The 26,594-nt window shown below is 57.2% G+C and carries 25 protein-coding genes, 4 tRNA genes, 1 other RNA gene and 1 pseudogene; 15 read left to right on the forward strand and 16 right to left on the reverse strand.

Annotated features, from left to right (window positions below; genetic code table 11):
• Nucleotides 1-203 precede the first annotated feature (203 nt).
• The 5 genes from BN3796_RS18920 to BN3796_RS18940 all read left to right on the forward strand — a co-directional run bounded on the left by BN3796_RS18920 (nucleotide 204) and on the right by BN3796_RS18940 (nucleotide 753).
• Nucleotides 204-279 (forward strand) — tRNA-Val (locus tag BN3796_RS18920).
• 45 nt (nucleotides 280-324) lie between these two features.
• A tRNA-Val gene (locus tag BN3796_RS18925) sits at nucleotides 325-400 on the forward strand.
• Between the two features lie 42 nt (nucleotides 401-442).
• Nucleotides 443-518 (forward strand) — tRNA-Val (locus tag BN3796_RS18930).
• Between the two features lie 4 nt (nucleotides 519-522).
• Nucleotides 523-598, forward strand: a tRNA-Lys gene (locus BN3796_RS18935).
• Between the two features lie 27 nt (nucleotides 599-625).
• Nucleotides 626-753, forward strand: a non-coding RNA gene (locus BN3796_RS18940) — RtT sRNA.
• 53 nt (nucleotides 754-806) lie between these two features.
• Here BN3796_RS18940 and BN3796_RS18945 read toward each other — a convergent pair.
• The gene (locus tag BN3796_RS18945) at nucleotides 807-1,742 is read right to left on the reverse strand and encodes a LysR family transcriptional regulator (RefSeq protein ID WP_061709894.1); all 936 of its coding nucleotides are present in this window, start codon (nucleotides 1,740-1,742) and stop codon (nucleotides 807-809) included.
• Nucleotides 1,743-1,831: 89 nt separating this feature from the next.
• On the opposite strand from BN3796_RS18945, the gene BN3796_RS18950 reads away from it, so the two are divergent.
• On the forward strand, nucleotides 1,832-2,827 hold the full coding sequence (locus BN3796_RS18950) for a bile acid:sodium symporter family protein (RefSeq protein WP_061709895.1): 996 nt from the start codon (nucleotides 1,832-1,834) through the stop codon (nucleotides 2,825-2,827).
• Here the strand turns inward: BN3796_RS18950 and BN3796_RS18955 are convergent.
• The 3 genes from BN3796_RS18955 to zipA all read right to left on the reverse strand — a co-directional run bounded on the left by BN3796_RS18955 (nucleotide 2,824) and on the right by zipA (nucleotide 6,105).
• Nucleotides 2,824-3,036, reverse strand: a complete 213-nt coding sequence (locus BN3796_RS18955; RefSeq protein WP_061709896.1) for a DUF3820 family protein — start codon at nucleotides 3,034-3,036, stop codon at nucleotides 2,824-2,826. The two genes, BN3796_RS18950 and BN3796_RS18955, sit on opposite strands and share 4 nt — an antisense overlap.
• Before the next feature lies 1 nt (nucleotide 3,037).
• A complete protein-coding gene (gene ligA / locus BN3796_RS18960; protein ID WP_061709897.1) occupies nucleotides 3,038-5,053 on the reverse strand; it encodes an NAD-dependent DNA ligase LigA in 2,016 nt (671 codons plus the stop codon).
• Nucleotides 5,054-5,121: 68 nt separating this feature from the next.
• Nucleotides 5,122-6,105: a cell division protein ZipA gene (zipA, locus tag BN3796_RS18965; protein WP_061709898.1), complete on the reverse strand. Its 984-nt coding sequence runs from the start codon at nucleotides 6,103-6,105 to the stop codon at nucleotides 5,122-5,124.
• 230 nt (nucleotides 6,106-6,335) lie between these two features.
• On the opposite strand from zipA, the gene cysZ reads away from it, so the two are divergent.
• From cysZ to crr, 5 genes are all read left to right on the forward strand, one after another.
• Entirely contained in the window at nucleotides 6,336-7,097 is a 762-nt protein-coding gene (gene cysZ / locus BN3796_RS18970) for a sulfate transporter CysZ (protein ID WP_061709899.1), read from the forward strand.
• Between the two features lie 162 nt (nucleotides 7,098-7,259).
• Complete coding sequence (gene cysK, locus BN3796_RS18975) at nucleotides 7,260-8,231, forward strand: cysteine synthase A (RefSeq protein WP_061709900.1); 972 nt, start codon at nucleotides 7,260-7,262, stop codon at nucleotides 8,229-8,231.
• A 317-nt stretch (nucleotides 8,232-8,548) separates the two neighbouring features.
• The gene (ptsH, locus tag BN3796_RS18980) at nucleotides 8,549-8,806 is read left to right on the forward strand and encodes a phosphocarrier protein Hpr (protein ID WP_000487600.1); all 258 of its coding nucleotides are present in this window, start codon (nucleotides 8,549-8,551) and stop codon (nucleotides 8,804-8,806) included.
• 44 nt (nucleotides 8,807-8,850) lie between these two features.
• Nucleotides 8,851-10,578 carry a phosphoenolpyruvate-protein phosphotransferase PtsI gene (gene ptsI / locus BN3796_RS18985; RefSeq protein WP_061709901.1) on the forward strand — a complete coding sequence of 576 codons (1,728 nt, stop codon included), beginning with the start codon at nucleotides 8,851-8,853 and terminating at the stop codon, nucleotides 10,576-10,578.
• A 43-nt stretch (nucleotides 10,579-10,621) separates the two neighbouring features.
• Nucleotides 10,622-11,125: a PTS glucose transporter subunit IIA gene (gene crr, locus BN3796_RS18990; RefSeq protein ID WP_022648946.1), complete on the forward strand. Its 504-nt coding sequence runs from the start codon at nucleotides 10,622-10,624 to the stop codon at nucleotides 11,123-11,125.
• A 129-nt stretch (nucleotides 11,126-11,254) separates the two neighbouring features.
• Here crr and BN3796_RS18995 read toward each other — a convergent pair whose 3' ends face one another.
• Both BN3796_RS18995 and pdxK read right to left on the reverse strand, forming a co-directional pair.
• Nucleotides 11,255-11,497: a hypothetical protein gene (locus BN3796_RS18995; RefSeq protein ID WP_061709902.1), complete on the reverse strand. Its 243-nt coding sequence runs from the start codon at nucleotides 11,495-11,497 to the stop codon at nucleotides 11,255-11,257.
• Nucleotides 11,494-12,359: pseudogene (pdxK, locus tag BN3796_RS19000) on the reverse strand (pyridoxine/pyridoxal/pyridoxamine kinase). Before pdxK ends, BN3796_RS18995 begins: the two are co-directional and overlap by 4 nt.
• Before the next feature lie 82 nt (nucleotides 12,360-12,441).
• On the opposite strand from pdxK, the gene ptsJ reads away from it, so the two are divergent.
• Together ptsJ and BN3796_RS19010 are read left to right on the forward strand one after the other, a co-directional pair.
• Nucleotides 12,442-13,734 (forward strand): MocR-like B6 salvage transcription factor PtsJ, encoded by a 1,293-nt coding sequence (ptsJ, locus tag BN3796_RS19005; protein ID WP_061709903.1) that lies wholly within the window; start codon nucleotides 12,442-12,444, stop codon nucleotides 13,732-13,734.
• A 12-nt stretch (nucleotides 13,735-13,746) separates the two neighbouring features.
• Nucleotides 13,747-14,466, forward strand: coding sequence for a type 1 glutamine amidotransferase (locus BN3796_RS19010; RefSeq protein ID WP_061709904.1), 720 nt, complete (start codon nucleotides 13,747-13,749; stop codon nucleotides 14,464-14,466).
• Nucleotides 14,467-14,503: 37 nt separating this feature from the next.
• On the opposite strand, the gene cysM is transcribed toward BN3796_RS19010, so the two are convergent.
• From cysM to BN3796_RS19055, 9 genes are all read right to left on the reverse strand, one after another.
• Nucleotides 14,504-15,415: a cysteine synthase CysM gene (cysM, locus tag BN3796_RS19015; protein ID WP_061710063.1), complete on the reverse strand. Its 912-nt coding sequence runs from the start codon at nucleotides 15,413-15,415 to the stop codon at nucleotides 14,504-14,506.
• Nucleotides 15,416-15,527: 112 nt separating this feature from the next.
• Nucleotides 15,528-16,622 (reverse strand): sulfate/thiosulfate ABC transporter ATP-binding protein CysA, encoded by a 1,095-nt coding sequence (gene cysA, locus BN3796_RS19020; RefSeq protein WP_061709905.1) that lies wholly within the window; start codon nucleotides 16,620-16,622, stop codon nucleotides 15,528-15,530.
• Nucleotides 16,612-17,487, reverse strand: a complete 876-nt coding sequence (cysW, locus tag BN3796_RS19025) for a sulfate/thiosulfate ABC transporter permease CysW (protein WP_061709906.1) — start codon at nucleotides 17,485-17,487, stop codon at nucleotides 16,612-16,614. Before cysW ends, cysA begins: the two co-directional genes overlap by 11 nt.
• Nucleotides 17,487-18,320 (reverse strand): sulfate/thiosulfate ABC transporter permease CysT, encoded by an 834-nt coding sequence (gene cysT, locus BN3796_RS19030; protein WP_061709907.1) that lies wholly within the window; start codon nucleotides 18,318-18,320, stop codon nucleotides 17,487-17,489. Before cysT ends, cysW begins: the two co-directional genes overlap by 1 nt.
• Nucleotides 18,320-19,333: a sulfate ABC transporter substrate-binding protein gene (locus BN3796_RS19035; protein ID WP_061709908.1), complete on the reverse strand. Its 1,014-nt coding sequence runs from the start codon at nucleotides 19,331-19,333 to the stop codon at nucleotides 18,320-18,322. Before BN3796_RS19035 ends, cysT begins: the two co-directional genes overlap by 1 nt.
• Nucleotides 19,334-19,495: 162 nt before the next feature.
• Entirely contained in the window at nucleotides 19,496-20,395 is a 900-nt protein-coding gene (locus tag BN3796_RS19040) for a Dyp-type peroxidase (protein WP_061709909.1), read from the reverse strand.
• Nucleotides 20,396-20,486: 91 nt separating this feature from the next.
• A complete protein-coding gene (locus BN3796_RS19045; protein WP_061709910.1) occupies nucleotides 20,487-21,062 on the reverse strand; it encodes an RpoE-regulated lipoprotein in 576 nt (191 codons plus the stop codon).
• A 63-nt stretch (nucleotides 21,063-21,125) separates the two neighbouring features.
• Nucleotides 21,126-21,575, reverse strand: a complete 450-nt coding sequence (locus BN3796_RS19050; RefSeq protein ID WP_061709911.1) for a DUF2919 domain-containing protein — start codon at nucleotides 21,573-21,575, stop codon at nucleotides 21,126-21,128.
• Nucleotides 21,562-21,987: a GNAT family acetyltransferase gene (locus BN3796_RS19055; RefSeq protein WP_061709912.1), complete on the reverse strand. Its 426-nt coding sequence runs from the start codon at nucleotides 21,985-21,987 to the stop codon at nucleotides 21,562-21,564. Before BN3796_RS19055 ends, BN3796_RS19050 begins: the two co-directional genes overlap by 14 nt.
• Before the next feature lie 214 nt (nucleotides 21,988-22,201).
• On the opposite strand from BN3796_RS19055, the gene amiA reads away from it, so the two are divergent.
• Nucleotides 22,202-23,074 carry an N-acetylmuramoyl-L-alanine amidase AmiA gene (gene amiA, locus BN3796_RS19060; RefSeq protein WP_061709913.1) on the forward strand — a complete coding sequence of 291 codons (873 nt, stop codon included), beginning with the start codon at nucleotides 22,202-22,204 and terminating at the stop codon, nucleotides 23,072-23,074.
• The gene (gene hemF, locus BN3796_RS19065; RefSeq protein WP_061709914.1) at nucleotides 23,074-23,973 is read left to right on the forward strand and encodes an oxygen-dependent coproporphyrinogen oxidase; all 900 of its coding nucleotides are present in this window, start codon (nucleotides 23,074-23,076) and stop codon (nucleotides 23,971-23,973) included. Before amiA ends, hemF begins: the two co-directional genes overlap by 1 nt.
• Nucleotides 23,974-24,081: 108 nt before the next feature.
• On the opposite strand, the gene maeB is transcribed toward hemF, so the two are convergent.
• Nucleotides 24,082-26,361: an NADP-dependent oxaloacetate-decarboxylating malate dehydrogenase gene (maeB, locus tag BN3796_RS19070; RefSeq protein WP_061709915.1), complete on the reverse strand. Its 2,280-nt coding sequence runs from the start codon at nucleotides 26,359-26,361 to the stop codon at nucleotides 24,082-24,084.
• Between the last annotated feature and the right edge of the window lie 233 nt (nucleotides 26,362-26,594).

The raw sequence follows: 26,594 nt of genomic DNA on the forward strand, positions 1-26,594 counted from the left end.
AATGGGCAATATTCTATCACCGTGCGGGGATTCCTCAATGTTGTTACCCGGGAAAGGCTGCGCTTCGCCGTTTTTGTTTAGAAATCAGGCTCCACTGACGGTTTCACGATCGTTTTGTTTAATTTTACGACGAACAAACAAAAACTTTAGAAAATGCGTTGACTCATTTTCAACTCTCCCTATAATGCGACTCCACACAGCGGGGGTGATTAGCTCAGCTGGGAGAGCACCTCCCTTACAAGGAGGGGGTCGGCGGTTCGAACCCGTCATCACCCACCAACTACTTAACGTAGTCTCCGCCGTGTAGATAAGAAATTGAGAAGTGGGTGATTAGCTCAGCTGGGAGAGCACCTCCCTTACAAGGAGGGGGTCGGCGGTTCGATCCCGTCATCACCCACCACTTTCTCACCAGCGAAATTTCTTATCATTGAAGTACCGAAGTGGGTGATTAGCTCAGCTGGGAGAGCACCTCCCTTACAAGGAGGGGGTCGGCGGTTCGATCCCGTCATCACCCACCACTTCGGGTCGTTAGCTCAGTTGGTAGAGCAGTTGACTTTTAATCAATTGGTCGCAGGTTCGAATCCTGCACGACCCACCAGTGTAAAAAGGCGCCCTAAAGGCGCCTTTTTGCTATCTGCGATGCCAATGATTCGAACCTGCAGCAGGTTCGGGTCGAACGAAGTGAGACACCGGAGCCGCCTGCGGCGACGGCCCGAAGGGCGAGCGTAGCGAGTCATCCTGCACGACCCACCAGTGTAAAAAGGCGCCCTAAAGGCGCCTTTTTGCTATGCATCCCATACCGCATGTTACTCCTCCTCTTCCCTGAACAGCGGATCGCGCGTTCGGGCACTCATTAAATCCTGCGCCTGCGCACGCACCACCTCCCACAGCGCAAGGGCCGCACCGGAAAGAGAGCGATTTTTTCGTCTGGCCAGCATAAGCTGCCGTTCGATACAGGGCGTCAGACGCTTCACCGTGAGGCGACTTCCCTGCGGTAACGGCAGCGCCAGCGCCGGCAAAATGCTGATACCGATACCCGCCTCCACCATCGGAAAGAGCGTGGCCGGGTGACCAATCTCCTGCACAATTTTCGCCTCAACCTGCTGCCCGATGAGCGCCGCATCAATCAGCGGACGACTACCGGAAGCGTAGTCCTGAAGTACCAGCCTGGCGCCGTCCAGCGCTCGCCAGGCCACAACCGGCAAACGGGCAAGAGGATCGTCGTCGCGGCAAAGCAGCAAGAAAGGCTCTGACAATACCCCTTCGCATTCCAGATCGCTTACCGGCCCCGGATCGATAACAATCCCGAAATCGACCTCGCCCTGGCGAATGCTCTCCAGCACCCACCGCTGAGGCCTGTCGTGAAGCACAAACTGAATGTCGGGGTAGCGTCGGTTGCTGGCGGCGATGCACTGCGGGATCAGATGAGCAGAGATGGTCTGGCTGGCCGCGACGCGCACCGTCCCGGAAAGCTGCTGCCCTACACGGCCGGCATCCCGCAGCGTGCTGTTCAGCTCATCCAGCAGCCGTTCCAGCCGTGCGGCAAGCTGCTGCCCCGCCTCCGTCAGCACCACTTCCCGGGTGGTGCGATCCAGCAGCCGGACACCAGTCTGTCGCTCCAGCTCTTTTACGCTGTGGCTCACTGCCGACTGGCTCAGGCCGATAATCTCCCCGGCGCGGCTAAAGCTGCGCGAGCGGGCGACGGTGACAAAAACGCGGAGCTGACGTAACGAGTAATTCATCTATTTTATTCATGAATGGATGCAATAAATCAATTTTATTTCTCAAAGCAGGCAACGCACAATAGCATTATCTGTTTTCAGGAGAATATATGAAAATCTTACGTATCCTCGATCCGTTTACGCTGACCCTGATCGCTGTGGTTCTGCTGGCCTCTTTCTTCCCTGCCCGCGGCGGCTTCGTCCCCTTTTTTGAGGGGCTGACCACCGCCGCGATTGCGCTTCTCTTCTTTATGCATGGCGCCAAACTTTCAAGAGAGGCGATTATCGCCGGCGGCAGCCACTGGCGACTGCATCTGTGGGTGATGTGCAGCACCTTTATTCTCTTCCCGGTACTGGGCGTGCTGTTTGCCTGGTGGGCGCCGGTGAATGTCGATCCGGCGCTCTATACCGGCTTTCTCTATCTTTGTATCCTGCCGGCCACCGTGCAGTCAGCCATCGCCTTTACCTCCCTTGCGGGCGGGAACGTGGCGGCGGCGGTCTGCTCCGCCTCGGCCTCCAGCCTGCTGGGGATTTTTGTCTCCCCGCTGCTGGTGGGGCTGCTGATGAATATGCATGGCGCGGAGGGCAACCTTGAGCAGGTCGGCAAAATTTGTCTGCAGCTGCTGCTGCCCTTTATTCTTGGTCACCTGTCGCGTCCCTGGATCGGCAATTTTGTCACCCGGAATAAAAAATGGATCGCGAAAACGGATCAAAGCTCAATTCTGCTGGTGGTCTACTCCGCCTTCAGCGAAGCGGTAGTCAACGGAATCTGGCATAAGGTGGGAGTCGGTTCGCTGCTCTTTATCGTGGTAGTGAGCATTGTGCTGCTGGCGATTGTCATCGCTATAAACATGTTTGTCGCGCGCCGCTGCGGATTTAACAAAGCGGATGAAATTACCATCGTCTTTTGCGGTTCGAAAAAGAGCCTGGCTAACGGCATTCCGATGGCAAACATTCTGTTCCCCACCTCGATTATCGGCATGATGGTGCTGCCGTTGATGATTTTTCATCAGATCCAGCTGATGGTCTGTGCCGTGCTGGCGCGTCGCTATAAAAACGAGACCGAGAAGCTGGCGCAGAAGGAGAGCCGCGCCGCTAACGTCTAACGCTTCAGGGGCTGGACCAGATGGCCCAGCCCTTCGGTTTTAATGAGCAGGGCAATCGACATCAGTTCTCCCAGCTGCCCTTGCGGAAACTGATCCTTGCGGGCAAACCAGAGCAGATACTCTTCCGGCAGGTCGATAAGCCGCCTCCCCTTATATTTGCCAAAGGGCATTACGGTGTTGGCGATGGCGACAAGCTGCTCTTTTTCCACCTTACGCTCCCAGCAGCCGCATCATTTCCGCTTCGTCGATCACCTCGATACCCAGCTCCTGCGCTTTGGCAAGTTTGCTGCCTGCCGCTTCGCCTGCAATGACCAGGTCGGTTTTCTTCGAAACGCTGCCCGCCACTTTCGCCCCCAGCGCGATCAGGCGCGCTTTGGCTTCATCACGGGAAAGCTGGCTCAGGCTGCCGGTTAAGACCACCGTTTTGCCGGCAAAGGGGCTGTCGATCTCATCGGCATTGACGACGGTCGGAGCGGGCCAGTGAATCCCCTCTCCCAGCAGCTCGTCAATGACTGCCCGGTTGCTCTCTTCGGCAAAAAAGTTAAATACATGCGTCGCCACCACGATTCCAACGTCCGGCACCCGCTGAAGCTCCTCAATGCTCGCCTTCTCCAGCGCATCAAGAGTGCCAAAGTGCGCAGCCAGCCCGGCGGCAGTCGCCTCGCCCACTTCACGGATACCCAGCGCATAAAGGAAGCGGGCAAAGGTGGTCTCTTTTGCTTTCTCCAGCGCGTTCACCACATTTTGCGCCGACTTAGGCCCCATGCGATCAAGGCCGGTGAGTTTGCCCGCGGTAAGACGGAAGAGATCCGCCGGGGTGTGGACATACTCTTTCTCAACCAGCTGATCGATAATTTTATCGCCCATGCCGTCCACATCCATCGCACGGCGCGAGACGAAATGTTTTAGCGACTCTTTACGCTGAGCACCGCAGATAAGACCACCGGTACAGCGGGTAACCGCTTCACCCTGCACACGCTCCACGTCCGAGCCGCAAACCGGACAGTGGGCCGGGAAGATAACGGGACGCGTCTCCTCGGGGCGCTCTGATTCCACCACGTTAACTACCTGCGGGATCACATCCCCCGCGCGGCGAATCACCACTTTGTCGCCGATACGCAGGCCAAGGCGTGCAATCTCATCGGCATTATGCAGGGTCGCGTTGCTGACCAGCACCCCCGCCACCTGCACCGGCTCCAGTCGCGCCACGGGGGTAATCGCCCCGGTGCGCCCCACCTGAAACTCCACGTCACGCACAAAGGTCATTTGCTCCTGAGCGGGGAATTTGAAAGCAACGGCCCAGCGGGGGGCGCGGGCGACAAAACCGAGCTGCTCCTGAAGCGCCAGCGAGTTCACCTTGATCACCACGCCGTCAATATCAAATCCCAGCGTCGGGCGATCCTCTTCCACCTTATGGTAGAAATCGAGCACCGCCTGCGGGGAGTCGCAAAGCTGAACCCGGTCGCTTACCGGCAATCCCCACGCCTTAAACTGCATAAGACGGCCATGGTGGGTATCCGGCAGCTCTCCCCCTTCAAGAATGCCGACGCCGTAGCAGAAGAAGGTCAGAGGCCGTTTCGCTGTAATGCGCGGATCGAGCTGGCGCAGGGAGCCTGCCGCGGCGTTACGCGGGTTCGCAAAGACCTTACCGCCGGTGCGGCGCGCCTCTTCGTTAATCTTCTCGAAGCCCGCCTGCGGCAGGAATACTTCCCCACGCACCTCCAGCCGAGCGGGAATATTCTCACCCTTAAGCTTGAGAGGGATAGCGCGAATGGTTCGCACGTTGGTAGTAATATCTTCCCCGGTCGTCCCGTCGCCGCGGGTGGCGGCACGCACCAGCACGCCGTTTTCATAGAGGATGCTTACCGCCAGGCCGTCGAGCTTCAGCTCACAGCACCAGGTCAGCGCCTCGGCGCTTTTCAGCCGGTCCTGCACGCGTTTGTTAAATGCCAGAAAGCTCTCTTCATCAAAGACGTTATCCAGCGACAGCATCGGCACTTCATGGCGCACCTGGCTGAACGCGGTCAGCGGCGCGGCGCCGACACGCTGGGTGGGCGAGTCGGGGGTAATAAGATCCGGGCGTTGCGCCTCCAGCGCGCGCAGTTCGCGCATCAGCCGGTCATACTCCGCATCCGGGATCTCGGGGGCATCCATCACGTGGTAGAGATATTCATGATGGCGAAGCGTGGTTCGCAGTTCTGTCAGTTGTTGTTCGATTGATTCCATATCGCACCATCAATGAGAAAAAACCCCCGACAGGCGGGGGTTAGGGAGGGGTGAAACAAACGCGACAGTTACGCGTTAGCTTCTTTAACTTCGCGGATGCGGTCCTGATATTCGCGCAGCTTCTGCGGCGTCATCATGCGACGCTGATCGTCGAGCACCACGCCACCAACTTCATCGGCGATATGCTGTGCAGACTGTAGCATCAGCTTAAAGTTTTGCAGTTCATCTCCATAAGAGGGGACCTGCATAAAAATGGTTACGCCCGGGGTCGTGAAATTGCCGGTCATTTCAGGATCGAATGTGCCAGGATTCACCATATTAGCCAGGCTGAAGAGCGTCGGACCGCTGCCGTCCGGGCTCAGGTGGCGATGGAAAATATTCATATCGCCAAACTTAAACCCGGCCTGTTGAATGCTGTTGAGCAGGACATCGCCGTTAAGATGGGTGCCATGATGCGCAGCCACGTTCATAATAATGACCGTCTCTTTACGCTGCGGTTTCTCCACCGGCGCCTCTTCTACTATCGGCTCAGGCTCAACGGCTGGCGCCGGAGCGGGCTGCGTCTGCACGACAGGCTCTGGCTGCGGCTGAGTATGAACAGGCTGCGGCTGCACCGGCGGCTGCGCGACGGCAGGCTGCGGCTGGACCGGCTGCTGAGGTTGCGCAACGACAGGCTGAGGCTGGACCGGCTGCTGCTGCGGTTGTGCCGGTTCAACGGCAGGCGCAGGCGCTGGCTGGCGCGGCTGTGCAGAGGCGTACGGCGGTTGATACTGGTGCTGCGCAGGCTGTCGGGGCGCGTCATGCTCCCCCTGGGCTGCGCCGGGCGCATGATTAGCCCGATGAACCCGAACTTCACCCACGCCGTCGTCGTCGTAACTCTCGAGAGCCTCATCGCCCTCTTCATCGTCACGACTGGACTTCATACGCTTCAGTGGTCGATCGCGAAACATTGAAGAACGCTCTTTCCGGCTGGTCCAGAAACCATGCACCAGTAAAGCGATTATGGCGATCGCGCCAACAATGATTAATATCAGACGCAAATCCTGCATCATTATATTCTCTGTTGTTCTAACACCTTGCCACCACGGCAAACATTTACTCACTAAGAGTATTTGCCGATTACCTCAAGTGCAAGTGTATGCGACGCATTGGCAGCATAAAGATGAGCTAAATCGTGCTTTTTGCTGTTTTTTCGAACATTTCCGAACTGGTCAACAGCCGGGAACCCGATAATATAGGCGGGCAATTCCCTCGGTTGTCTAAAAAGGAGTACAGCCCGGCTATGGTTTCAACATCGACTTCCACGCCACGCAGCGGTATCTGGTATTTTTCTCAGGGATGGCGGCTGGTCTCCCTGCCGGGGATCCGGCGATTTGTGATCCTTCCTCTTTTGATCAATATCCTGCTGATGGGCGGCGCCTTCTGGTGGCTTTTTACCCGGCTGGATAGCTGGATCCCGGCGTTAATGGCGCATGTGCCCGACTGGCTGCAGTGGTTAAGCTATCTGCTGTGGCCCATCGCCGTGATCTCGGTGCTGCTGATCTTTGGCTATTTTTTCTCGACTCTCGCTAACTGGATAGCCGCCCCTTTTAACGGCCTGCTGGCCGAGCAGCTGGAGGCGCGCCTCACCGGGGCAACGCCGCCGGACACCGGTATTCTGGGCATCGCGAAGGATCTGCCGCGCATTATGAAACGCGAATGGCAGAAGTTTATCTGGTATCTGCCCCGCGCGGTGGTACTCCTGCTTCTTTATTTAGTCCCCGGGATTGGTCAAACCGTCGCGCCCGTCCTCTGGTTCCTCTTCAGCGCCTGGATGCTGGCTATTCAGTATTGCGATTATCCGTTTGATAACCACAAGGTGCCATTCCGGGAGATGCGCAGCGCCCTGCGCACGCAAAAGGTCGCCAACATGCAGTTCGGCGCGTTAACCAGCCTCTTCACGATGGTCCCTTTCCTTAACCTCTTTATTATGCCCGTTGCCGTTTGCGGCGCTACGGCGATGTGGGTCGACTGCTACCGTGTTAAGCACGCGTTATGGAAATAATGCAAAAACAGGTAAAAAGGGGTGGCTTATGCCGCCCCTTATTCCATACTGATACCCATTATTTCCTTGCAGCATATAGATATGCTAATTCCTTACTTCCCCCAGCCTTCCCAACGGGTATGCTGGGTCGGTATCCCAATTTCATACAGTTAAGGACAGGCCATGAGTAAGATTTATGAAGACAACTCGCTGACTATCGGTCATACGCCCCTGGTTCGACTGAACCGCATCGGTAATGGACGCATTCTGGCAAAGGTGGAGTCCCGTAACCCGAGCTTTAGCGTTAAGTGCCGTATCGGTGCAAATATGATTTGGGATGCTGAAAAACGCGGCGTGCTGAAGCCTGGTGTTGAGCTGGTGGAACCGACCAGCGGTAACACCGGGATTGCGCTGGCTTATGTTGCTGCGGCGCGCGGTTACAAACTGACCCTGACCATGCCGGAAACCATGAGCATCGAGCGTCGCAAGCTGCTAAAAGCGCTGGGCGCCAATCTGGTGCTGACCGAAGGGGCAAAAGGGATGAAGGGCGCGATTCAGAAAGCGGAAGAGATTGTCGCCAGCGATCCCGCTAAATACCTGCTGCTCCAGCAGTTCAGCAACCCGGCCAACCCGGAAATTCACGAAAAAACCACCGGCCCGGAAATCTGGGAAGATACCGACGGTCAGGTGGATGTCTTTATCTCCGGCGTCGGTACGGGCGGGACGCTGACCGGCGTCAGTCGCTACATCAAAAATACCAAAGGTAAAAAAGATCTGATTACCGTTGCGGTAGAGCCAACCGACTCCCCTGTTATCGCGCAGGCGCTGGCCGGGGAAGAGATTAAACCGGGTCCACACAAAATTCAGGGTATCGGTGCGGGCTTTATCCCCGGCAACCTTGATCTGAAGCTGGTGGATAAAGTGGTGGCTATCACCAATGAAGAGGCAATCTCCATGGCGCGCCGTCTGATGGAAGAGGAAGGTATCCTGGCGGGTATCTCTTCAGGTGCCGCCGTCGCCGCTGCGCTGAAACTTCAGGAAGATGAAACCTTTACCAATAAGAATATTGTGGTTATCCTACCGTCGTCGGGTGAGCGTTACTTGAGCACTGCCCTGTTTGCCGATCTTTTCACTGAAAAAGAACTGCAACAGTAATGCCAGAATGTTAAAAACGCGTAAAAAAGCACCCGCGAGGGTGCTTTTTTGTGGCCTGCTTCAAACTTTTACCCCCTCTGGCATTGATTCACCCTGTCGGGTCTGGTATTTAACCTGACAATTATTTTGATGCGCGAAATTAATCATTACAGTATTTACCACTGCTGAATCGATTTTATGATTTGGTTCAAATCTTGCTTTCGCTGCATAATGTTTAATGACGAGCGAAACGTCAGCGCTAACTATACAGGCTAAAGTTGAGCCCCCAGGCTAGACTTTAGTTCCACAACACTAAACCTATAAGTTGGGGAAATACAATGTTCCAGCAAGAAGTTACCATTACCGCTCCGAACGGTCTGCACACCCGCCCTGCTGCTCAGTTTGTTAAAGAAGCGAAAGGCTTCACTTCTGAGATCACTGTGACCTCCAATGGCAAAAGCGCTAGCGCAAAAAGCCTGTTCAAACTGCAAACTCTGGGCCTGACTCAAGGCACCGTTGTCACCATCTCCGCAGAAGGTGAAGACGAGCAGAAAGCGGTTGAACATCTGGTTAAGCTGATGGCTGAGCTCGAGTAAGTTTCCGGGTTCTTTTATATATCAGTCACAAGTAAGGTAGGGTTATGATTTCAGGCATTTTAGCATCCCCGGGTATCGCTTTCGGCAAGGCACTCCTGTTGAAAGAAGACGAGATCGTCATCGACCGGAAAAAAATTTCTGCCGACAAGGTTGATCAGGAAGTTCAACGTTTTCTGAGCGGTCGTGCCAGGGCATCAGAGCAGCTGGAAGCGATTAAGACGAAAGCGGGTGAGACCTTCGGTGAAGAAAAAGAAGCCATCTTCGAAGGGCATATCATGCTGCTTGAAGATGAGGAGCTGGAGCAGGAAATCATAGCCCTGATTAAAGATAAGCACGTGACGGCTGACGCGGCCGCGCACGAAGTTATCGAAGGTCAGGCCACTGCCCTGGAAGAGCTGGACGATGAATACCTGAAAGAGCGTGCGGCTGACGTTCGTGACATCGGTAAGCGCCTGCTGCGCAACATCCTCGGTCTGGCCATTATCGATCTGAGCGCCATTCAGGACGAAGTGATCCTGGTTGCCGCTGACCTGACCCCGTCTGAAACCGCACAGCTGAACCTGAAAAAGGTGCTGGGTTTCATCACTGACGCGGGTGGCCGTACTTCCCACACCTCCATCATGGCGCGTTCTCTGGAACTGCCGGCCATCGTGGGCACCGGCAGCGTCACTGCGCAGGTGAAAAACGGCGATTATCTGATTCTGGATGCCGTAAACAATCAGGTTTACGTTAACCCAACCAATGACGTTATCGACCAGCTGCGTGCCGTTCAGGAGCAGGTCGCTACCGAGAAAGCGGAACTGGCTAAACTGAAAGACCTGCCGGCGATTACGCTGGACGGCCATCAGGTAGAAGTTTGCGCCAATATCGGTACCGTACGCGACGTGGATGGCGCTGAGCGCAACGGCGCGGAAGGCGTGGGTCTGTACCGTACAGAATTTTTGTTCATGGATCGCGACGCGCTGCCGACCGAAGAAGAGCAGTTTGCAGCCTATAAAGCGGTAGCCGAAGCGTGCGGCTCTCAGGCTGTTATCGTTCGCACCATGGATATCGGCGGCGACAAAGAGCTGCCGTACATGAACTTCCCGAAAGAAGAGAACCCGTTCCTGGGCTGGCGTGCCGTGCGTATCGCCATGGATCGTAAAGAGATCCTGCGTGACCAGGTTCGCGCGATTCTGCGTGCTTCCGCTTTCGGTAAACTGCGCATTATGTTCCCGATGATCATCTCTGTTGAAGAAGTGCGCGCACTGAAGAAAGAGATCGAAATCTACAAACAGGAATTGCGTGACGAAGGTAAAGCTTTTGACGAAAACATTGAGATCGGCGTAATGGTGGAAACACCGGCTGCGGCGACAATTGCGCGTCATTTAGCCAAAGAAGTTGATTTCTTTAGTATCGGAACCAATGATCTAACGCAGTACACCCTGGCAGTTGACCGTGGTAATGATATGATTTCACATCTTTACCAGCCAATGTCGCCGTCCGTACTGAACTTGATTAAGCAAGTTATTGATGCTTCTCATGCAGAAGGCAAATGGACCGGCATGTGTGGTGAGCTTGCAGGCGACGAACGTGCTACACTTCTGTTGCTGGGTATGGGTCTGGACGAGTTCTCTATGAGCGCCATTTCCATCCCGCGCATTAAGAAGATTATCCGTAACACGAACTTCGAAGATGCGAAGGTGTTAGCAGAGCAGGCTCTTGCTCAACCGACAACGGACGAGTTAATGACGCTGGTTAACAAGTTCATTGAAGAAAAAACAATCTGCTAATCCACGAGATGCGGCCCAAATTACTGCTTAGGAGATAGGTCTAATGGGTTTATTTAGTAAACTGTTCGGTGACAAAAGCAATAGCGACTCTGGAACTATTGAGATTGTTGCTCCGCTCTCCGGCGAAATCGTCAACATCGAAGACGTGCCGGATGTAGTGTTTGCTGAGAAAATCGTTGGTGATGGCATTGCAATCAAACCAACCGGCAACAAAATGGTTGCGCCGGTTGACGGCACCATCGGTAAAATTTTTGAGACCAACCACGCGTTTTCAATTGAATCCGACAGCGGTATCGAACTGTTCGTACACTTCGGGATCGACACCGTAGAGCTTAAAGGTGAAGGCTTTAAGCGCATCGCGGAAGAAGGTCAGCGTGTGAAGGTCGGCGATCCGGTTATTGAATTTGATCTGCCGTTGCTGGAAGAGAAAGCCAAGTCTACCCTGACGCCGGTTGTTATCTCCAACATGGATGAAATCAAAGAACTGATTAAACTGTCCGGCAGCGTTACCGTGGGTGAAACCCCGGTTATCCGCATCAAGAAGTAATTCTTGCCGCACAAGAAAAATGGCGCCTTCGGGCGCTATTTTTTTATCTGTCGCCAGTAAGCGCAGCGCTGTCAGGCCCCCTGCCGGTTGACGGCGCTTCATGCCATATCCGCCCTGCAATTTTAACGCTCAGGCTAGCTTCGCCGTCACCGGGCGATAGCACTTCTCGCGCATCAATACTTTCATGCCGTCCGGCCCGCTTTCCAGCATCCGTTTCTCTGAATCGGCCACCAGCAGTTCGCACTGGTATCCCCCTGCAATGCCAAACAGCGCGCGCGCCACGCAGATATCCTCCAGCGCTTCTGAACCGCTGGTGTCGAAATGGCCAACCACCCGCCCCTGCTGGCGGACCACTAAGCGATAGCTTTTCATCGCGCCTCCCCTGCCGGTGGCAGTATCAATTCGTCGCAGTTACATTGCTGCGTCCAGCGTATGGCATCCAGCACACGATTCGCCGCTCGCTGCGTGGCTTGCGTGAGCGACAGACCGATAACGATGCCGCTGACCAGCTCCGCACAAAAGAGATCGCCGGTTCCTTTCAGGGAAGTTTCCAGCCGCGGATGGGTAAAGAGATCGAGCGAATCGGCTGTTACCACCGCCACGTTGATGGTGTCACCGGTTTGCCCCGGCGCGCTGGTGATTACTATCCACCTCAGCCTGTCGGTGAGTAGCGATCGCGCCGCAATGACCGCTTCGTCAAGGGTGCCACACGGTTGGCCGCTCAGCATCTGCAGTTCAAAGACGTTTGGCGTTAACCCCTGCGCCAGCGGCAGCAGATGCTGCCGGTAAGCATCCGGGATCTCCGCTTTGACATACATCCCGCTGTCTGTATCGCCAATCACCGGATCCACCAGAATAGTCATGTCAGGATGTCGCTCCCGTACCTCCCGCAACCATTGCGCCAGCAGGCCGATCTGTTCTGCGCTGCCCATATAGCCGGTGGTCACCGCTTTCAGCTCCCGCAGGGCATCCCGCTCGTTCAGCGCCTGCAAATAGCCGCTGAACCAGTCGGGGGTATCACGCCACCATAAAACGTCTCGTAATGGGGCGTATTACTGAACAATACCGTCGGTACCGCCGTCACCCGCAACCCCTGCGCCTTAATGGCCGGCACCGCAATGCTGTTCCCCACGCTGCCATACACGACCTGTGACTGAACGGCGACAATGTCGGTTTGTAACGCCCGATGCTTATCGTCAAACAGCACAGACTGGATGTCATTTTCCTGCGCCACAATCATCTCCTCTTACTGGACAGCGGGCTGGTGCCTCACTATTATCGTCATATGCTAAAATTCATTTTGTCATAGGTCAATAATGATCGACGGAAAAACCGCCAGCGAAATCTTTGACAACCTGCGTTTGCAGATCGCAAAGGGCACATTCCGCGCGGGGGATACCCTGCCCCCCGTGCGCGAACTCGCCGCCCGACTTGAGGTCAACCGCAATACCGTCGCGTCGGCTTATAAACGGCTGGTGTCTTCCGGCCTGGCGTTAAGCCTGGGGCGAAACGGCACGGTGATTAAAGGTCCCGCGCTACCGGTTGCGCTGGAAGGGGGCGATCCCCATACCCCGCTTGTCGATCTCTCTGGCGGTAATCCCGCCGCGACTTGTCTGCCCGATCTGGGGCGTTACCTGGCAAGTCTCAGCCATACCCATCGTCTGTACGGCGATGCGGCGGTTTCGCCCGCGCTGAAGAAGTGGGCAACAACATGGATGAAGGAGACCACCCCTTCAGATGGCGAAATTGATATCACCAGCGGCGCAATTGATGCCATTGAACGTCTGCTGAGCGCCCATCTGCTGCCGGGCGACAGCGTGGCGGTGGAGGACCCCTGTTTTCTGAGCAGCATAAACATGCTGCGTTACAGCGGGTTTCGCGCCAGCCCGGTAGGGGTCGATAACGAAGGCATGCAGCCAGAGAAACTTGAAGAGGCGCTTAAAGGGGGCGCTCGCGCGGTGATTATAACCCCACGTGCGCATAACCCCACGGGATGCAGTCTCAGCGCCAGCCGCGCCGGTGCGTTACAGCACATTCTCGCGCGCTATCCGCAGACGCTGGTGATTATCGACGATCACTTCTCCCTGCTTTCAGTCTCTGAATGGTTCCCTGTGATTGCGCCAGAAACGCTGCGCTGGGCGATAATACGCTCTATGTCGAAAACGCTGGGCCCGGATCTGCGTCTGGCCATCGTCGCCAGCGACCCGATTACCTCCGCAGCGCTGCGTCTGCGCCTCAACTCCGGTAGCCAGTGGGTCAGCCATTTGCTACAGGATCTTGCCCACGCCTGCCTGAGCGATCCCGACTTTCAGCACCGCCTGACGCAGGCCCGGCAGTTTTACGCCTCCCGTCAGCAAAAGCTTGCGGAGGCGTTACGCCAGTATGGTCTCGCCATTTCACCCGGCGACGGGCTTAACCTCTGGTTACCGCTGGAGCACGCCAGTCAGGGAACCGCCTTTCTGCTGGCAAAATCGGGCTGGCTGGTACGCGAGGGGGAAGCGTTTGGCGTGCATGAACCCGCTCACGGCCTGCGTATTACCCTGTCAAGCCTGAACGACGAAGCAATCAGACAACTGGCGGCCGATATTTATCAGTCGCTGAACCGCTAACAGGAGAGAGAGATGCGAGTCCATTTTGTTATCCATGAGTCATTTGAATCGGCGGGGGCGTACCTTACGTGGGCGGAAGAACGGGGTTACGCGATCTCCTGGTCCCGCGTTGACGCCGGGGAACCGTTGCCGAAAAATGCGGATAGTTTCGATATGCTGGTGGTGTTCGGCGGGCCGCAATCCCCGCGCACCACGCTTGCTGAATGCCCTTATTTCAACTCGCAGGCCGAACAGCACCTTATCAATCAGGCGATTACCGCGCGTCGTATTGTGGTGGGTATCTGCCTTGGCTCACAGCTGATTGGCGAAGCGCTGGGCGCAAAAGTGTGCCAGAGTCCGGAAAAAGAGATTGGCCACTTCCCCATCACGCTGACGGAGGCAGGCCTGCAGCATCCGTTCCTGAGCCACTTTGGCGCGTCGCTGACGGTCGGCCACTGGCATAACGACATGCCAGGTTTAACCGATCAGGCGATCGTCCTCGCTACCAGCGAAGGCTGCCCGCGGCAGATTGTGCAGTACGGCGATTTTATCTACGGCTTCCAGTGCCATATGGAGTTCACCGCCGAAGCCGTAGAAGGACTGATTGCCCACTCCGAAGAGGAGCTGGCGCAGGCCAAAGGGAAACCCTTTATCCGCTCGGTTGCAGAGATGCGCGAGTGGGATTACCGGGAGATGAACGAAAAGCTGTGGCTGTTTCTCGATAAGCTTTTGCAGGCGCATGCGCAAAAGTAACCGCCGGGAGTGCCGCCTGCACTCCCTGCTGTGCCGGTTAAATCCCCGCGCCCTGCGAATAGCTCTCCTCGCCAAAGACGCCGGTCGAGAGATAGCGATCCCCGCGATCGCAGATAATCGCCACCACCACCGCCCCCGGCGTGGCTTTGGCCACCCGGATGGCGCCCGCTACCGCCCCGCCGGAGCTGACGCCGCAGAAGATCCCCTCGCGCACCGCCAGCTCGCGCATGGTGTTCTCCGCCTCGCGCTGATGAATATCCAGCACCTGGTCCACCAGCTGCGCGTTAAAAATCCCTGGCATATACTCCGCCGGCCAGCGGCGAATGCCCGGAATACTGCTCCCCTCTTCCGGCTGGAGACCTACAATAGTCACTGCTTTTTCCTGCTCGCGTAAAAAACGCGACACGCCGGTTATTGTGCCGGTGGTGCCCATACTGGAGACAAAATGGGTGAGGCGCCCGCCGGTCTGCTGCCAGATCTCCGGCCCGGTGGTGGTGTAGTGGGCGTATGGATTATCCGGATTATTGAACTGATCCAGCAGCCTGCCTTCGCCGCGCTCGGCCATAGCCAGCGCTAAGTCTCGCGCCCCTTCCATCCCCTGCTCTTTACTCACCAGAATCAGCTCGGCGCCGTAAGCGCGCATGGCGGCGCGGCGCTCCTGGCTCATGTTGTCCGGCATCAGGAGCTTCATGCGGTAGCCCTTCAGCGCGGCGATCATCGCCAGCGCGATACCGGTGTTACCGCTGGTCGCTTCGATCAGCACGTCGCCGGGCTGTATCTCCCCGCGTTTTTCAGCCTGGACAATCATCGACAGCGCCGCCCGGTCTTTTACCGAGCCCGCCGGATTATTGCCTTCGAGTTTGACCCAGATTTCGCTGCCGTTGTCCGGCCCCATCCGCTGAAGTTTAACCAGAGGGGTGTTGCCGATGGTGTGTTCTAATGTGTTCATGATCGCTGTCCAATAAAAAGCCCGGTGGCGCGCAGCGATCCGGGCCTGAAACGTCATATTGTAGGCCGGGTAAGCGCAGCGCCACCCGGCAAAACTACGTAATCCTAACCTATCAGGCCGTCTGCGCCAGAGCAATCGCCTCGCGGCTCTCGATGCGCTCGGTGCCATGATAAATACGCGCGTGCTGCAGCCCCACAAACAGCCGCTCCCCGCGATGCGGCGGTATCTCGTCACGCATCACCACCGTCAGCGATTCGCTGTACCAGCCAAGCGGCTGCACTACCAGCTGGGTGTAGTGGCCCTTAGGACTCGCCTCCAGCACCTGTACCGGTAGCGGGGAGTCGAGGCTGGTGCGGCGGCTCACGTCCACTTCCCAGGGGCGTAAAAAGAGATCTACCGGCCCCTGATAGGCAGGCGTATAGCCCAGCGGCCAGCGGTGCGCCCCCACATGGAACTGGCCGCCGCGCACGGTGCCCTGCAGACGGTTGACCTCGCCCATAAACTCCAGCACAAAGCGGGTGGCCGGCTCGCGCCAGAGCTGTTCCGGCTCGTCGACCTGTTCAATACTGCCCTGGCTCATCACCACTACCCGGTCGGCCACTTCCATCGCCTCTTCCTGATCGTGGGTGACAAATACGCTGGTGAAGTGGAGCTCTTCATGCAGCTGGCGCAGCCAGCGGCGGAGCTCTTTACGCACCTGGGCATCCAGCGCGCCGAACGGCTCGTCGAGCAGCAATATCTGCGGCTCCACCGCCAGCGCGCGGGCCAGCGCCACGCGCTGCTTCTGTCCGCCGGAAAGCTGGGCCGGGAAGCGATCGGCCAGGTGCGAAAGCTGCACCATCTCCAGCAGTTTGGTCACTTTCGCTTTGATGGCTGCCGCATTCGGGCGCTCGCGACGCGGCAGCACCGTCAGGCCAAAGGCGATGTTGTCAAACACGGTCATGTGGCGGAACAGGGCGTAATGCTGAAACACAAAACCAACCTTGCGGTCGCGGGCATGCAGGCGGCTGACGTCGGTACCGTGAAAACGGATATGCCCGCTGGTCTGATGCTCAAGCCCGGCGATGATGCGCAGCAATGTCGTTTTGCCGGAGCCGGAAGGGCCCAGCAGCGCCACCATCTGCCCGGAAGGAATATCCAGCGAGATATCATTCAGCACCTGGGTGCGACCAAAAGACTTCTTAATATTGGCAATCTCAATGCTCATGATTTCCCTCCTGGCGCGCGCGTTTTTCCTGCGTTTCTAAACGCCACTGCACCACACTCTTTAAAAACAGGGTCAAAATCGCCATCAGCGTCAGTAGCGCTGCGGCGGTAAAGGAGCCAACGGTGTTGTAGTCCTGCTCCAGCAATTCAATCTGTAACGGCAGCGACAGCGTTTCGCCGCGTATCGAACCGGAAACCACCGACACCGCGCCAAACTCGCCAATCGCGCGGGCGTTGGTCAGCACCACGCCGTAAAGCAACGCCCAGCGGATGTTGGGTAAGGTGACGCGCTTAAACATCTGCCAGCCGGAGGCGCCGAGCAGGATCGCGGCTTCATCCTCCTGGCTGCCCTGGCTGAGCATCACCGGCACCAGTTCGCGCACCACAAACGGACAAGTGACGAAGATGGTGACCAGCACCATGCCCGGCCAGGCGAACATAATTTGCAGATTATGCTCATCCAGCCAGCCGCCGAGCGGGCCGTTGGAGCCGTAAAAGAGCAGATAGACCAGACCGGCGACCACCGGCGAGACGGCAAACGGAATGTCCAGCAGCGTCAGCAAAAGCTGGCGGCCCGGAAAGTTAAAACGCGTCACCAGCCAGGCCAGCAGCGTGCCAAAGACCAGGTTCACCGGAACCGTAATCAGGGCAATCAGCACCGTCAGCCAGATGGCGTGCAACATATCGGGATCGGCCAGATTTTGCAGCGCGGGCATCAGCCCTTTACTGAAGGCCTGCATAAAGATGTAGGCCATCGGCACAACGAGGATAAAGGCGGAGACCACGACCCCTGTTCCTATCAGAAACCATTTGCCCCAGTTGATCCGGGGCGCGTCATATCGCTTCAATTGGGTAACTTCCGCCATCAGTGACCTACCACGCGTCGACCAAAGCGACTTTGCAACGTATTAATGGAGAACAGCAGCAGCAAGGAGGCCGCAAGGATCACCGAGGCGATAGCGCTCGCCGCCGGGTAGTCAAACTCCTGCAGGCGCACAAAAATCATCAGGGAGGTCACTTCCGTTTTCCACGCGATGTTGCCGGCGATAAAAATCACCGCGCCAAACTCGCCAAGGCTGCGGGTAAAGGAGAGGGCCACGCCCGCCAGCAGCGCCGGGGAGAGTTCCGGCAGCACCACCTTACGAAAGCTCTGCCAGCGCGTGGCGCCGAGCGTTTCGGCCGCCTCTTCATATTCCGGACCCAACTCCTCCAGCACCGGCTGCACGGTACGCACCACAAACGGGATGCTGGTAAAGGCCATCGCCACCGCGATGCCAAGCCAGGTGTAGGTCACCTTGATATCAAATTTCGCCAGCCACTCGCCGTAGAGACCGTTGACCGAAAAGAGCGAAGCCAGGGTCAGGCCAGCTACCGCCGTTGGCAGAGCGAAAGGGAGATCCATCAGCGCATCGAGCAGCGTCCGGCCCGGGAAGCGGTAACGGGTCAGCACCCACGCCATCAGCAGGCCAAAAACGCCGTTAAACATTGAGGCGACAAACGCCGAGAGCAGCGTCACCTTATAGGCGGCCACCACCTGCGGGTTGCTGATCACTTCCCAGTACTGCGCCCAGCTCATCTGGGCAAGCTGCATTACCAGCGCGCTCAGCGGCAGGAGCAGAATCAGGCAGACAAACAGCAGGCTGGTGCCGAGGCTTAAGGTAAAACCCGGCAACACGCGTCTGGAAGAGACAGCCAACATTACTTACGCCCCGCCGCCAGCAGTTTGTCCAGTTCACCGCCGCTGGCGAAGTGCGTTTTCATCACCTCAGGCCAGCTGCCAAACTTATCCTCGACGCGGAACAGGTCGGTCGCCGGGAATTTATCCTTCAGCTTGTCCATCACCGCCGGGTTGTTCACACGGTAGTAGTAATCGGTGATGATGGTCTGTGCCTGCGGGCTGTAGAGATAGTTAAGATAGGCTTTCGCCGCCTTCTCCGTGCCGTTGGCCTTAATGTTTTTGTCCACCCACGCTACCGGAAACTCCGCGAGGATATTGGTTTTCGGAATGACCACCTCAAAGCCCTGCGCCTCATACTGTTTGCGGATGTTGTTTACTTCCGACTCAAAGCTAATCAGCACATCGCCCAGCCCGCGCTCGGCAAAGGTAGTCGTCGCCCCGCGTCCGCCGGTATCAAACACCTCGACGTTTTTCAGGAACTGGGTCATGAACTGTTCGGTTTTGGCTTTATCGCCGCCGTCCGCTTTATCCGCCGCCCCCCAGGCCGCCAGATAAGTGTAACGGGCGTTGCCGGAGGTTTTCGGGTTCGGGAAGATCAGCTTCACGTCCGGACGCACCAGATCGCTCCAGTCGTGGATATTCTTCGGATTGCCCTTACGCACGAGGAATCCCATGGTGGAATAGAACGGCGAGCTGTTGTTCGGCAGGCGGCTCTGCCAGTCAGCCGGGATTAGCTTGCCTTTATCGTGCAGGATCTGCACGTCGGTGACCTGATTGTAGGTAACGACATCCGCCTTCAGCCCCTGCAGGATCGCCAGCGCCTGCTTAGAGGAGCCAGCGTGCGACTGCTTGATGGTGAGCTTATCGCCATTGTTCTCTTTCGCCCATTGCTGCTCGAAAGGGGGATTCAGGGCGGCAAACAGCTCGCGCGACACGTCATACGAGCTGTTGAGCAGCTCCGTAGCCTGCGCCTGCGCCATCAGCAGCAAAACCGCCAGCACCAGCGTACCTTTTTTAACTCCCGTTACGGCCATTGCGCACCCTTATTAATGTAATGACTATCTATTGGTCATAATATTTATAACGAGTGTGAAAGGAGTAACGGTTTTATATACCGTTTGGTGATTTAGAAGCAGAAAAGGGAATAAGGGGTTATTCCCCTCTCCCCTTTGGGGAGAGGGTCAGGGTGAGGGGTATTACAGCGTCAGCAGGCGCTCAACGGACGGGGCAAAATAGTAGCCGCCCGTCACCGGACGGGTGAAACGCAGCATGCCGTCGCGTTTGCCGTCAGTATCACCGAACATGCTCAGCAGCTGCTGTTCAATGTTATACAGGCGAGCGCAATAGGCGCAGAAGTAGAGGCCATGCACGCCGCTCGCGGTGCCGTAGGGCAGGCTCTGGCGCACGATTTTCAGCCCCTTGCCCTCTTCTTTCAGATCGACGCGGCTCAGGTGGGAGGTCACCGGTCGCAGATCCCCGTCAATCTCCTCGTTATCCTGTTTGGTGCGACCGATAATCATCTCCTGATCCGCGACGCTCATGCGGTTCAGCTGCTTAAGATTATGCTCCCAGCGCTGCACCAGCACGTAGCTGCCGCCTGCGTCCACGCCCTCTTTAATCACGGCCACGTCGCGGCGCGTCTCTTCCCCTGCCGGGTTTTCTGTACCGTCGACAAACCCGCTCAGATCGCGATCTTCCACCCAGCGGAAGCCGTGTATCTCTTCTTTGACCTCAATGCAGTTGCCGAAAGCTTCCATCGCCGCCTGGGCAATGGAGAAGTTAACGTCATGGCGCAGGGAGAGTATATGGATCAGCAGATCGTATTGGGTGGCGGGCGCCAGCCCCTTACCGTATGCCGGGAAATCTTTCAGCTCTTGCGCGCCTGTGCCGCCGCTCAGCTGGCGCCAGACCTTGTGACCAAAAGCCACCACCGCGCCACACTGTGCATCGGGATATTGCGCCTGAAAGGTCGCCAGCTTATCGATAAAAGCTTTGCTGGCCGCACGCAGGGCATCCACCTCCCCCTTCACGCTGGCCTCAATCCAAATCGCCGCGCGGCAATGTTCTGGCAAAATACCGCTCTGAACCTGAGACATCACTCCTCCTGAAAAAAATGCCATGTCGTCGTGGCACGAATGGGGCCTATTGTACGCCTGTTTTTAGCGAAGCGGCTTGTTCCGGCGCAAATTACTGCTGCCAGACGATCCGGCTGACCGTCCATTTTTTCAGCGTGTCATCGGAGGGCATTAATCCTTCCGGCCCGCTCCAGCTGCCGGTGAAGAGATAGCTGATATGCTGGCTGTCGGGCGCCTTACAGATCACCGCCGCCTGGTCGTCCTGAGCCGCGCTGGTGCAGTTGCCAAAAGCTTTCTGATAGAGCTCGCTAAACGGCGTACCCACTTTTACGCCGCTCCCGGTGGGGATCTCGCTATCGAGTACGGCGACGCGATTCACCATGCCCTTATCGCCATTGATCACCAGCGCTAAGGTGTCGCCTTTCAGCGCCTCGAAATAGTGAACAATGTTGCCATTCTCGGTTTTCATTCCGCTGCGCAGACGGTAGTCGCTGCCCAGCGCGGTCTGAATAGCCTCCCGTTCGAGGGGCGTATCGGCGGTGAGCTTGCCGACGCCCTGCTCGGTCACCTCTGTGGAGGAGCCAAACCAGTTCCACGGGTAGGCCGCCGACCAGTTTATGGAGGAGAGCGTGGAACAGCCGGTCAGCGTCAGCGGCAGCGCGCAGATAAGTAAACGCAGCGATTTCATTAAAACATCCTTCTGATTAAGTGCACCGCCTGTTGGAGTACGGTATCGCCAAAAAGTGCCCTGCTATTCATGAGGGAGGGCAAAGATGGCGCGCAGGCGGGGCCAGGTTAACAGCCAGAACAGCGCGACGATATCAGCGATGACCAGCGCGATACCCACGCCGCTCACCGGCTCGCCGAAGTACCAGAGCGCCGGTTGCCAGCAAAGCAGTACCAGCTGGGCGATAATCAGCAGCCAGCCAAGACTATGCCAGAGGCGGGGATAGTGCTGCCGGCGCCCGCTAAGTAAAAAGGCAGCCATCGCCGGTATGCCGGGAATAAGCCCCAGCCAGAAGTTATCGCGATCGGGATAAAAGAGGTTCAGCAGCGTATTCCCCTGTTCGCGCGACGCCCCGGCGATAATAAACAGCACCCAGGTCCGCGCCTGGAGCAGCAGTACGCCCCAGAACAGCAGCGGCAGGCGAAGACGCCCCTGGCTGTCGTAGTCGTCAGGGTGGAACTCAATACTCTTCATCTTCAATCAGACGCTTGCCGAGGCAGAGTACATCGGCGTGCTCGTAACCAAGCCGCTCATACATCCCCAGCACCACGTCGTTATCTTCGCGCACCATGATCTGCAGCTTGGGGCAACCGCGGGCAATCAGTTTCTTTTCCAGCCTGTTCAGCAGCGCGTTGGCGATGCCGCGTCCCCGGTATTCAGGATGCACGCCAAGGTAGTAGGCCGAACCGCGATGGCCATCGTAGCCGCCCATCACCGTGCCCACCACTTCGCCATTCACCTCGGCGACCAGAAAAAGCGTCACGTCATGATTGAGCTTGCGCTCAATATCCATCTCGGGATCGTTCCATGGACGCAGCAGATCGCAGCGCTCCCAGAGGGTAATAACCTCTTCGAAATCCTCCTGGCGAAAAACGCGTATCTCCATGGTATTTACCGCCTTTTTAGCTTTAAAAAATGTGATTATGGCGCGAACGGTGCCGTTAGCCAATAACCGGGGAAAAATGCGCAAAAATTTGTCATAATGTCGCACTGTCACGTATTGAAATGAAAAGTAAAACAATTTCTCAACAAGGACTGTCGTCACGCAAAACGCGATACGATATAACACCAGGACTCAAAAATTTTACAATTCAGGCCGCATGAGCACATTCAAACCATTAAAAACACTCACATCGCGTCGTCAGGTTCTCAAAGCGGGGCTGGCGGCCTTAACGTTAACGGGCATCGCACAGGCGCAGGCAAAAGAAGAGAGCGCCCTAAAGACCAGTAACGGTCACAGCAAACCAAAGGCAAAAAAAGCGGGCGGCAAGCGTCTCGTCATGCTCGATCCGGGCCATGGCGGTATTGATACCGGCGCCATTGGCCGCAACGGCTCAAAAGAAAAACATGTTGTGCTGGCGATTGCAAAAAATGTGCGTTCGATTTTACGCAGCAATGGTATTGACGCGCGCCTGACGCGTAACGGCGATACCTTTATTCCTCTCTACGATCGGGTGGAAATTGCCCACCAGCACGGCGCGGATCTCTTTATGTCGATTCACGCGGACGGCTTTACCAACCCCTCGGCGGCGGGCGCCTCGGTCTTTGCCCTGTCGAACCGCGGCGCGAGTAGCGCCATGGCAAAATATCTCTCCGATCGCGAAAACCGCGCGGATGAGGTCGCCGGTAAAAAAGCGACCGATAAAGATCATCTGCTCCAGCAGGTGCTGTTCGATCTGGTCCAGACGGATACTATTAAAAACAGCCTGACTCTCGGCTCGCATATCCTCAAGCGGATTAAGCCGGTACATCGCCTGCACAGTCGCCACACCGAACAGGCCGCCTTTGTGGTGCTTAAATCCCCTTCCATTCCGTCGGTGCTGGTGGAAACCTCCTTTATCACCAACCCTGAAGAGGAGCGCCTGCTGGGAACGAAGGCTTTTCGCCAGAAAATCGCCAGCGCGATCGCCTCCGGCATCATCAGTTACTTCAACTGGTTCGATAATCAAAAAGCCCATACCAGGAAACGTTAATGAGACCGAATGCCGGGCTGGTTAAAGCCTTTTTACTTGCGCTGCAGGATGAAATTTGTCAGAAGCTTTCCGCCGTGGACGGCGGCGAATTTCAGGAAGATAACTGGCAGCGGGAAGCGGGCGGCGGCGGGCGCAGCCGGGTGTTGCGTAACGGCGGTGTTTTTGAGCAGGCCGGGGTGAATTTCTCCCACGTTTATGGCGAGGCCATGCCCGCCTCCGCCACCGCGCACCGCCCGGAGCTGGCGGGACGCAGCTTCGAGGCGATGGGGGTGTCGCTGGTGGTGCATCCGCACAACCCCTTCGTCCCCACCAGCCACGCCAACGTGCGCTTTTTCATCGCCGAGAAACCGGGTGCCGATCCGGTCTGGTGGTTTGGCGGCGGCTTTGATCTGACCCCCTACTACGGTTTTGAAGAGGATGCGGTGCACTGGCACCGTACCGCGCGCGATCTCTGTCTGCCGTTTGGCGAAGCGATCTATCCGAAATTCAAAAAATGGTGCGACGACTATTTTTATCTGAAGCACCGCAACGAGCAGCGCGGTATTGGCGGATTGTTCTTTGACGATCTGAATACCCCCGATTTTGATACCGCCTTTCGCTTTATGCAGGCGGTGGGTAAAGGTTATACCGACGCCTATCTGCCTATTGTCGAACGGCGTAAAAACACCCCCTACGGCGTGCGCGAGCGCGAGTTTCAGCTTTACCGACGCGGGCGCTACGTGGAGTTTAATCTGGTGTGGGATCGCGGCACGCTGTTTGGCCTGCAGACCGGCGGGCGTACGGAGTCGATTCTGATGTCGATGCCGCCGCTGGTGCGCTGGGAGTATAATTTCGAACCAAAAGAAGGCAGCCCGGAGGCCGCCTTGCTGGAGTTTATTCAGGTTCGGGAGTGGGTTTAACGTCTCCCCTCACCCCGGCCCTCTCCCCCCAGGGGAGAGGGTGAAAAACGGCTCCGTACTATCCCCTCTCCCCTGGGGGGAGAGGGTTAGGGTGAGGGGCCGCCGCGCTTACAGCGGCTGCGTCTGTGCCTCCACCACCGCCAGCGCCACCATATTCACGATCCGGCGAACCGAGGCAATCGGCGTTAACACATGCACCGGCTTCGCCACCCCCATCAGCACCGGCCCGACGGTCACCCCTTCGGAGCTGGAGACGCGCAGCAGGTTGTAGCTGATTCGCGCCGCCTCTACGTTTGGCATAATCAGCACGTTGGCCGAGCCTTTCAGCGGGCTGTCCGGCATACGCTCGTTGCGAATACTCTCCACCAGCGCGGCGTCGCCGTGCATCTCGCCGTCAATCATCAGCTCCGGCGCCCGCTCGCGTACCCGCTCCAGCGTTTCGCGCATTTTGCAGGCGGCAGGCGAGTTAGAGGAGCCAAAGTTAGAGTGCGACAGCAGCGCCACCCTCGGCTCGATACCGAAGCGGCGCACGGTCTGGGCCGCCATGATAGTGATCTCAGCCAGCTGTTCCGGCGTCGGATCGTCGTTAACGTAGGTATCGGCGATAAAGGTGTTGCCGCTCGGCAGCAGCAGGGCGTTCATCGCCCCCGCAGTATGCACCCCGTCGTGATAGCCAAAAATCTCCCGCGCCACGCTAAAGTGCTCGTGATACTCCCCGATGGTGCCGCAGATCAGCGCATCCGCCTCCCCGCGCTGCACCATGATCGCCCCGATAGCCGTAGGGTTGCCGATCATGGCACGCTGCGCCTGCTCCTGCGAGATCCCGCGGCGTTTCATGATGCTGTAGTACTCGTTCCAGTACTCCTTGAAGCGGGGATCCGATTCGTTGTTGACGATCTCAAAATCGACGCCAGGCCTGATCTGCAGCCCCAGCTTCTGGATACGCATCTCGATCACGCTCGGTCGACCAATCAGCACCGGCTTTGCCAGCCCCAGACTCACCAGCTCCTGGGTGGCGTGCAGCACCCGCGCCTCCTCCCCTTCCGCCAGAATCACCCGCTTCGGATCTTTACGCGCCTGGGAAAAGATAGGCTTCATAAAGAGGTTGGTTTTGTAGACAAACTCGGCCAGCTTGTCGACATAGGCGTCGAAATCCTCAATCGGGCGGGTCGCTACGCCAGATTCCATCGCCGCCTTCGCTACCGCAGGCGCAATCTTCACGATGAGCCGCGGGTCGAACGGTTTCGGAATGATATATTCAGGTCCAAAGCTCAGATCCTGATCGCCATAGGCGGAGGCGACCACTTCGCTCTGCTCGGCGTGCGCCAGCTCAGCAATGGCGTGAACCGCCGCGAGCTTCATCTCCTCGTTGATGGCGGTCGCGCCCACGTCCAGCGCGCCGCGGAAGATAAACGGGAAGCAGAGGACGTTGTTGACCTGGTTCGGGTAGTCGGAGCGTCCGGTACAGATGATGGCATCCGGACGCACCGCTTTCGCCAGCGGCGGCAGGATCTCCGGCTCCGGGTTAGCCAGCGCCAGAATCATCGGCGCGCGCGCCATTTTCTTCACCATCTCCTGAGTCAGCACCTTCGGCCCCGAGCAGCCCAGGAAGATATCCGCCCCGTCAATCACGTCGTCCAGGGTGCGTTTGCCGTCATCCACCACCGCATAGGCGGCTTTGGTTTCCGCCATGTTGGGTTCGCGCCCCTGGTAAATTACCCCTTTAGAGTCGCAGACCACGATGTTGTGCTTCTGCATACCAAGCGCCACCAGCAGGTTCATACAGGCGATTGCCGCCGCGCCCGCCCCGGAGACCACCATGCGCACGTCGGAGAGATTTTTCTCCACGACCCGCAGGCCGTTAAGGATGGCGGCGGTGCTGATAATCGCCGTGCCGTGCTGATCGTCGTGGAAGACCGGAATGTTCATCCGCTCGCGCAGCTTCTGCTCAATGTAAAAACATTCCGGCGCTTTAATGTCTTCCAGGTTGATGCCGCCAAAGGTCGGCTCCAGCGCGGCCACCACGTCGATAAATTTGTCCGGGTTATGCTCATCCACTTCGATATCAAACACGTCGATACCGGCGAATTTTTTAAACAGCACCCCCTTCCCTTCCATTACCGGCTTACCGGCCAGTGCGCCGATATTGCCAAGCCCCAGCACGGCGGTGCCGTTGGAGACCACGGCCACCAGGTTGCCGCGGGCGGTGTATTTGTAGGCCGCGAGCGGATCTTTTTCTATCTCAAGACACGGGGCGGCGACGCCCGGGGAGTAGGCCAGCGCCAGGTCGCGCTGGGTGGCCAGCGGCTTGGTAGGTGAGACCTGGATTTTGCCCGGCACGGGAAATTCATGAAAATCGAGGGCGCTTTGTTTTAACTGATCATCCATCTTCTTTTTCCTGTCACATATCGTTCGAAAAGGTGAGGCGGCGCGATCCTGACGCCTGTCCGGCCATTTAGTATCGCCGCTTGCTGCCAGGTAAACTTTGAAGGCCGCCAAACTCTCACCACAGCAGAGAAATTGTTATGGGCTTATAACAATCATGTTACTCACACTAAAAAGCAATGCCTGCCCCGTCTGCTATGCTTTTTTGTTAAGCACGTCATTTATTTCACAGAAGT

Source organism: Pseudenterobacter timonensis (genome assembly GCF_900021175.1).
Lineage (GTDB): Bacteria > Pseudomonadota > Gammaproteobacteria > Enterobacterales > Enterobacteriaceae > Enterobacter > Enterobacter timonensis.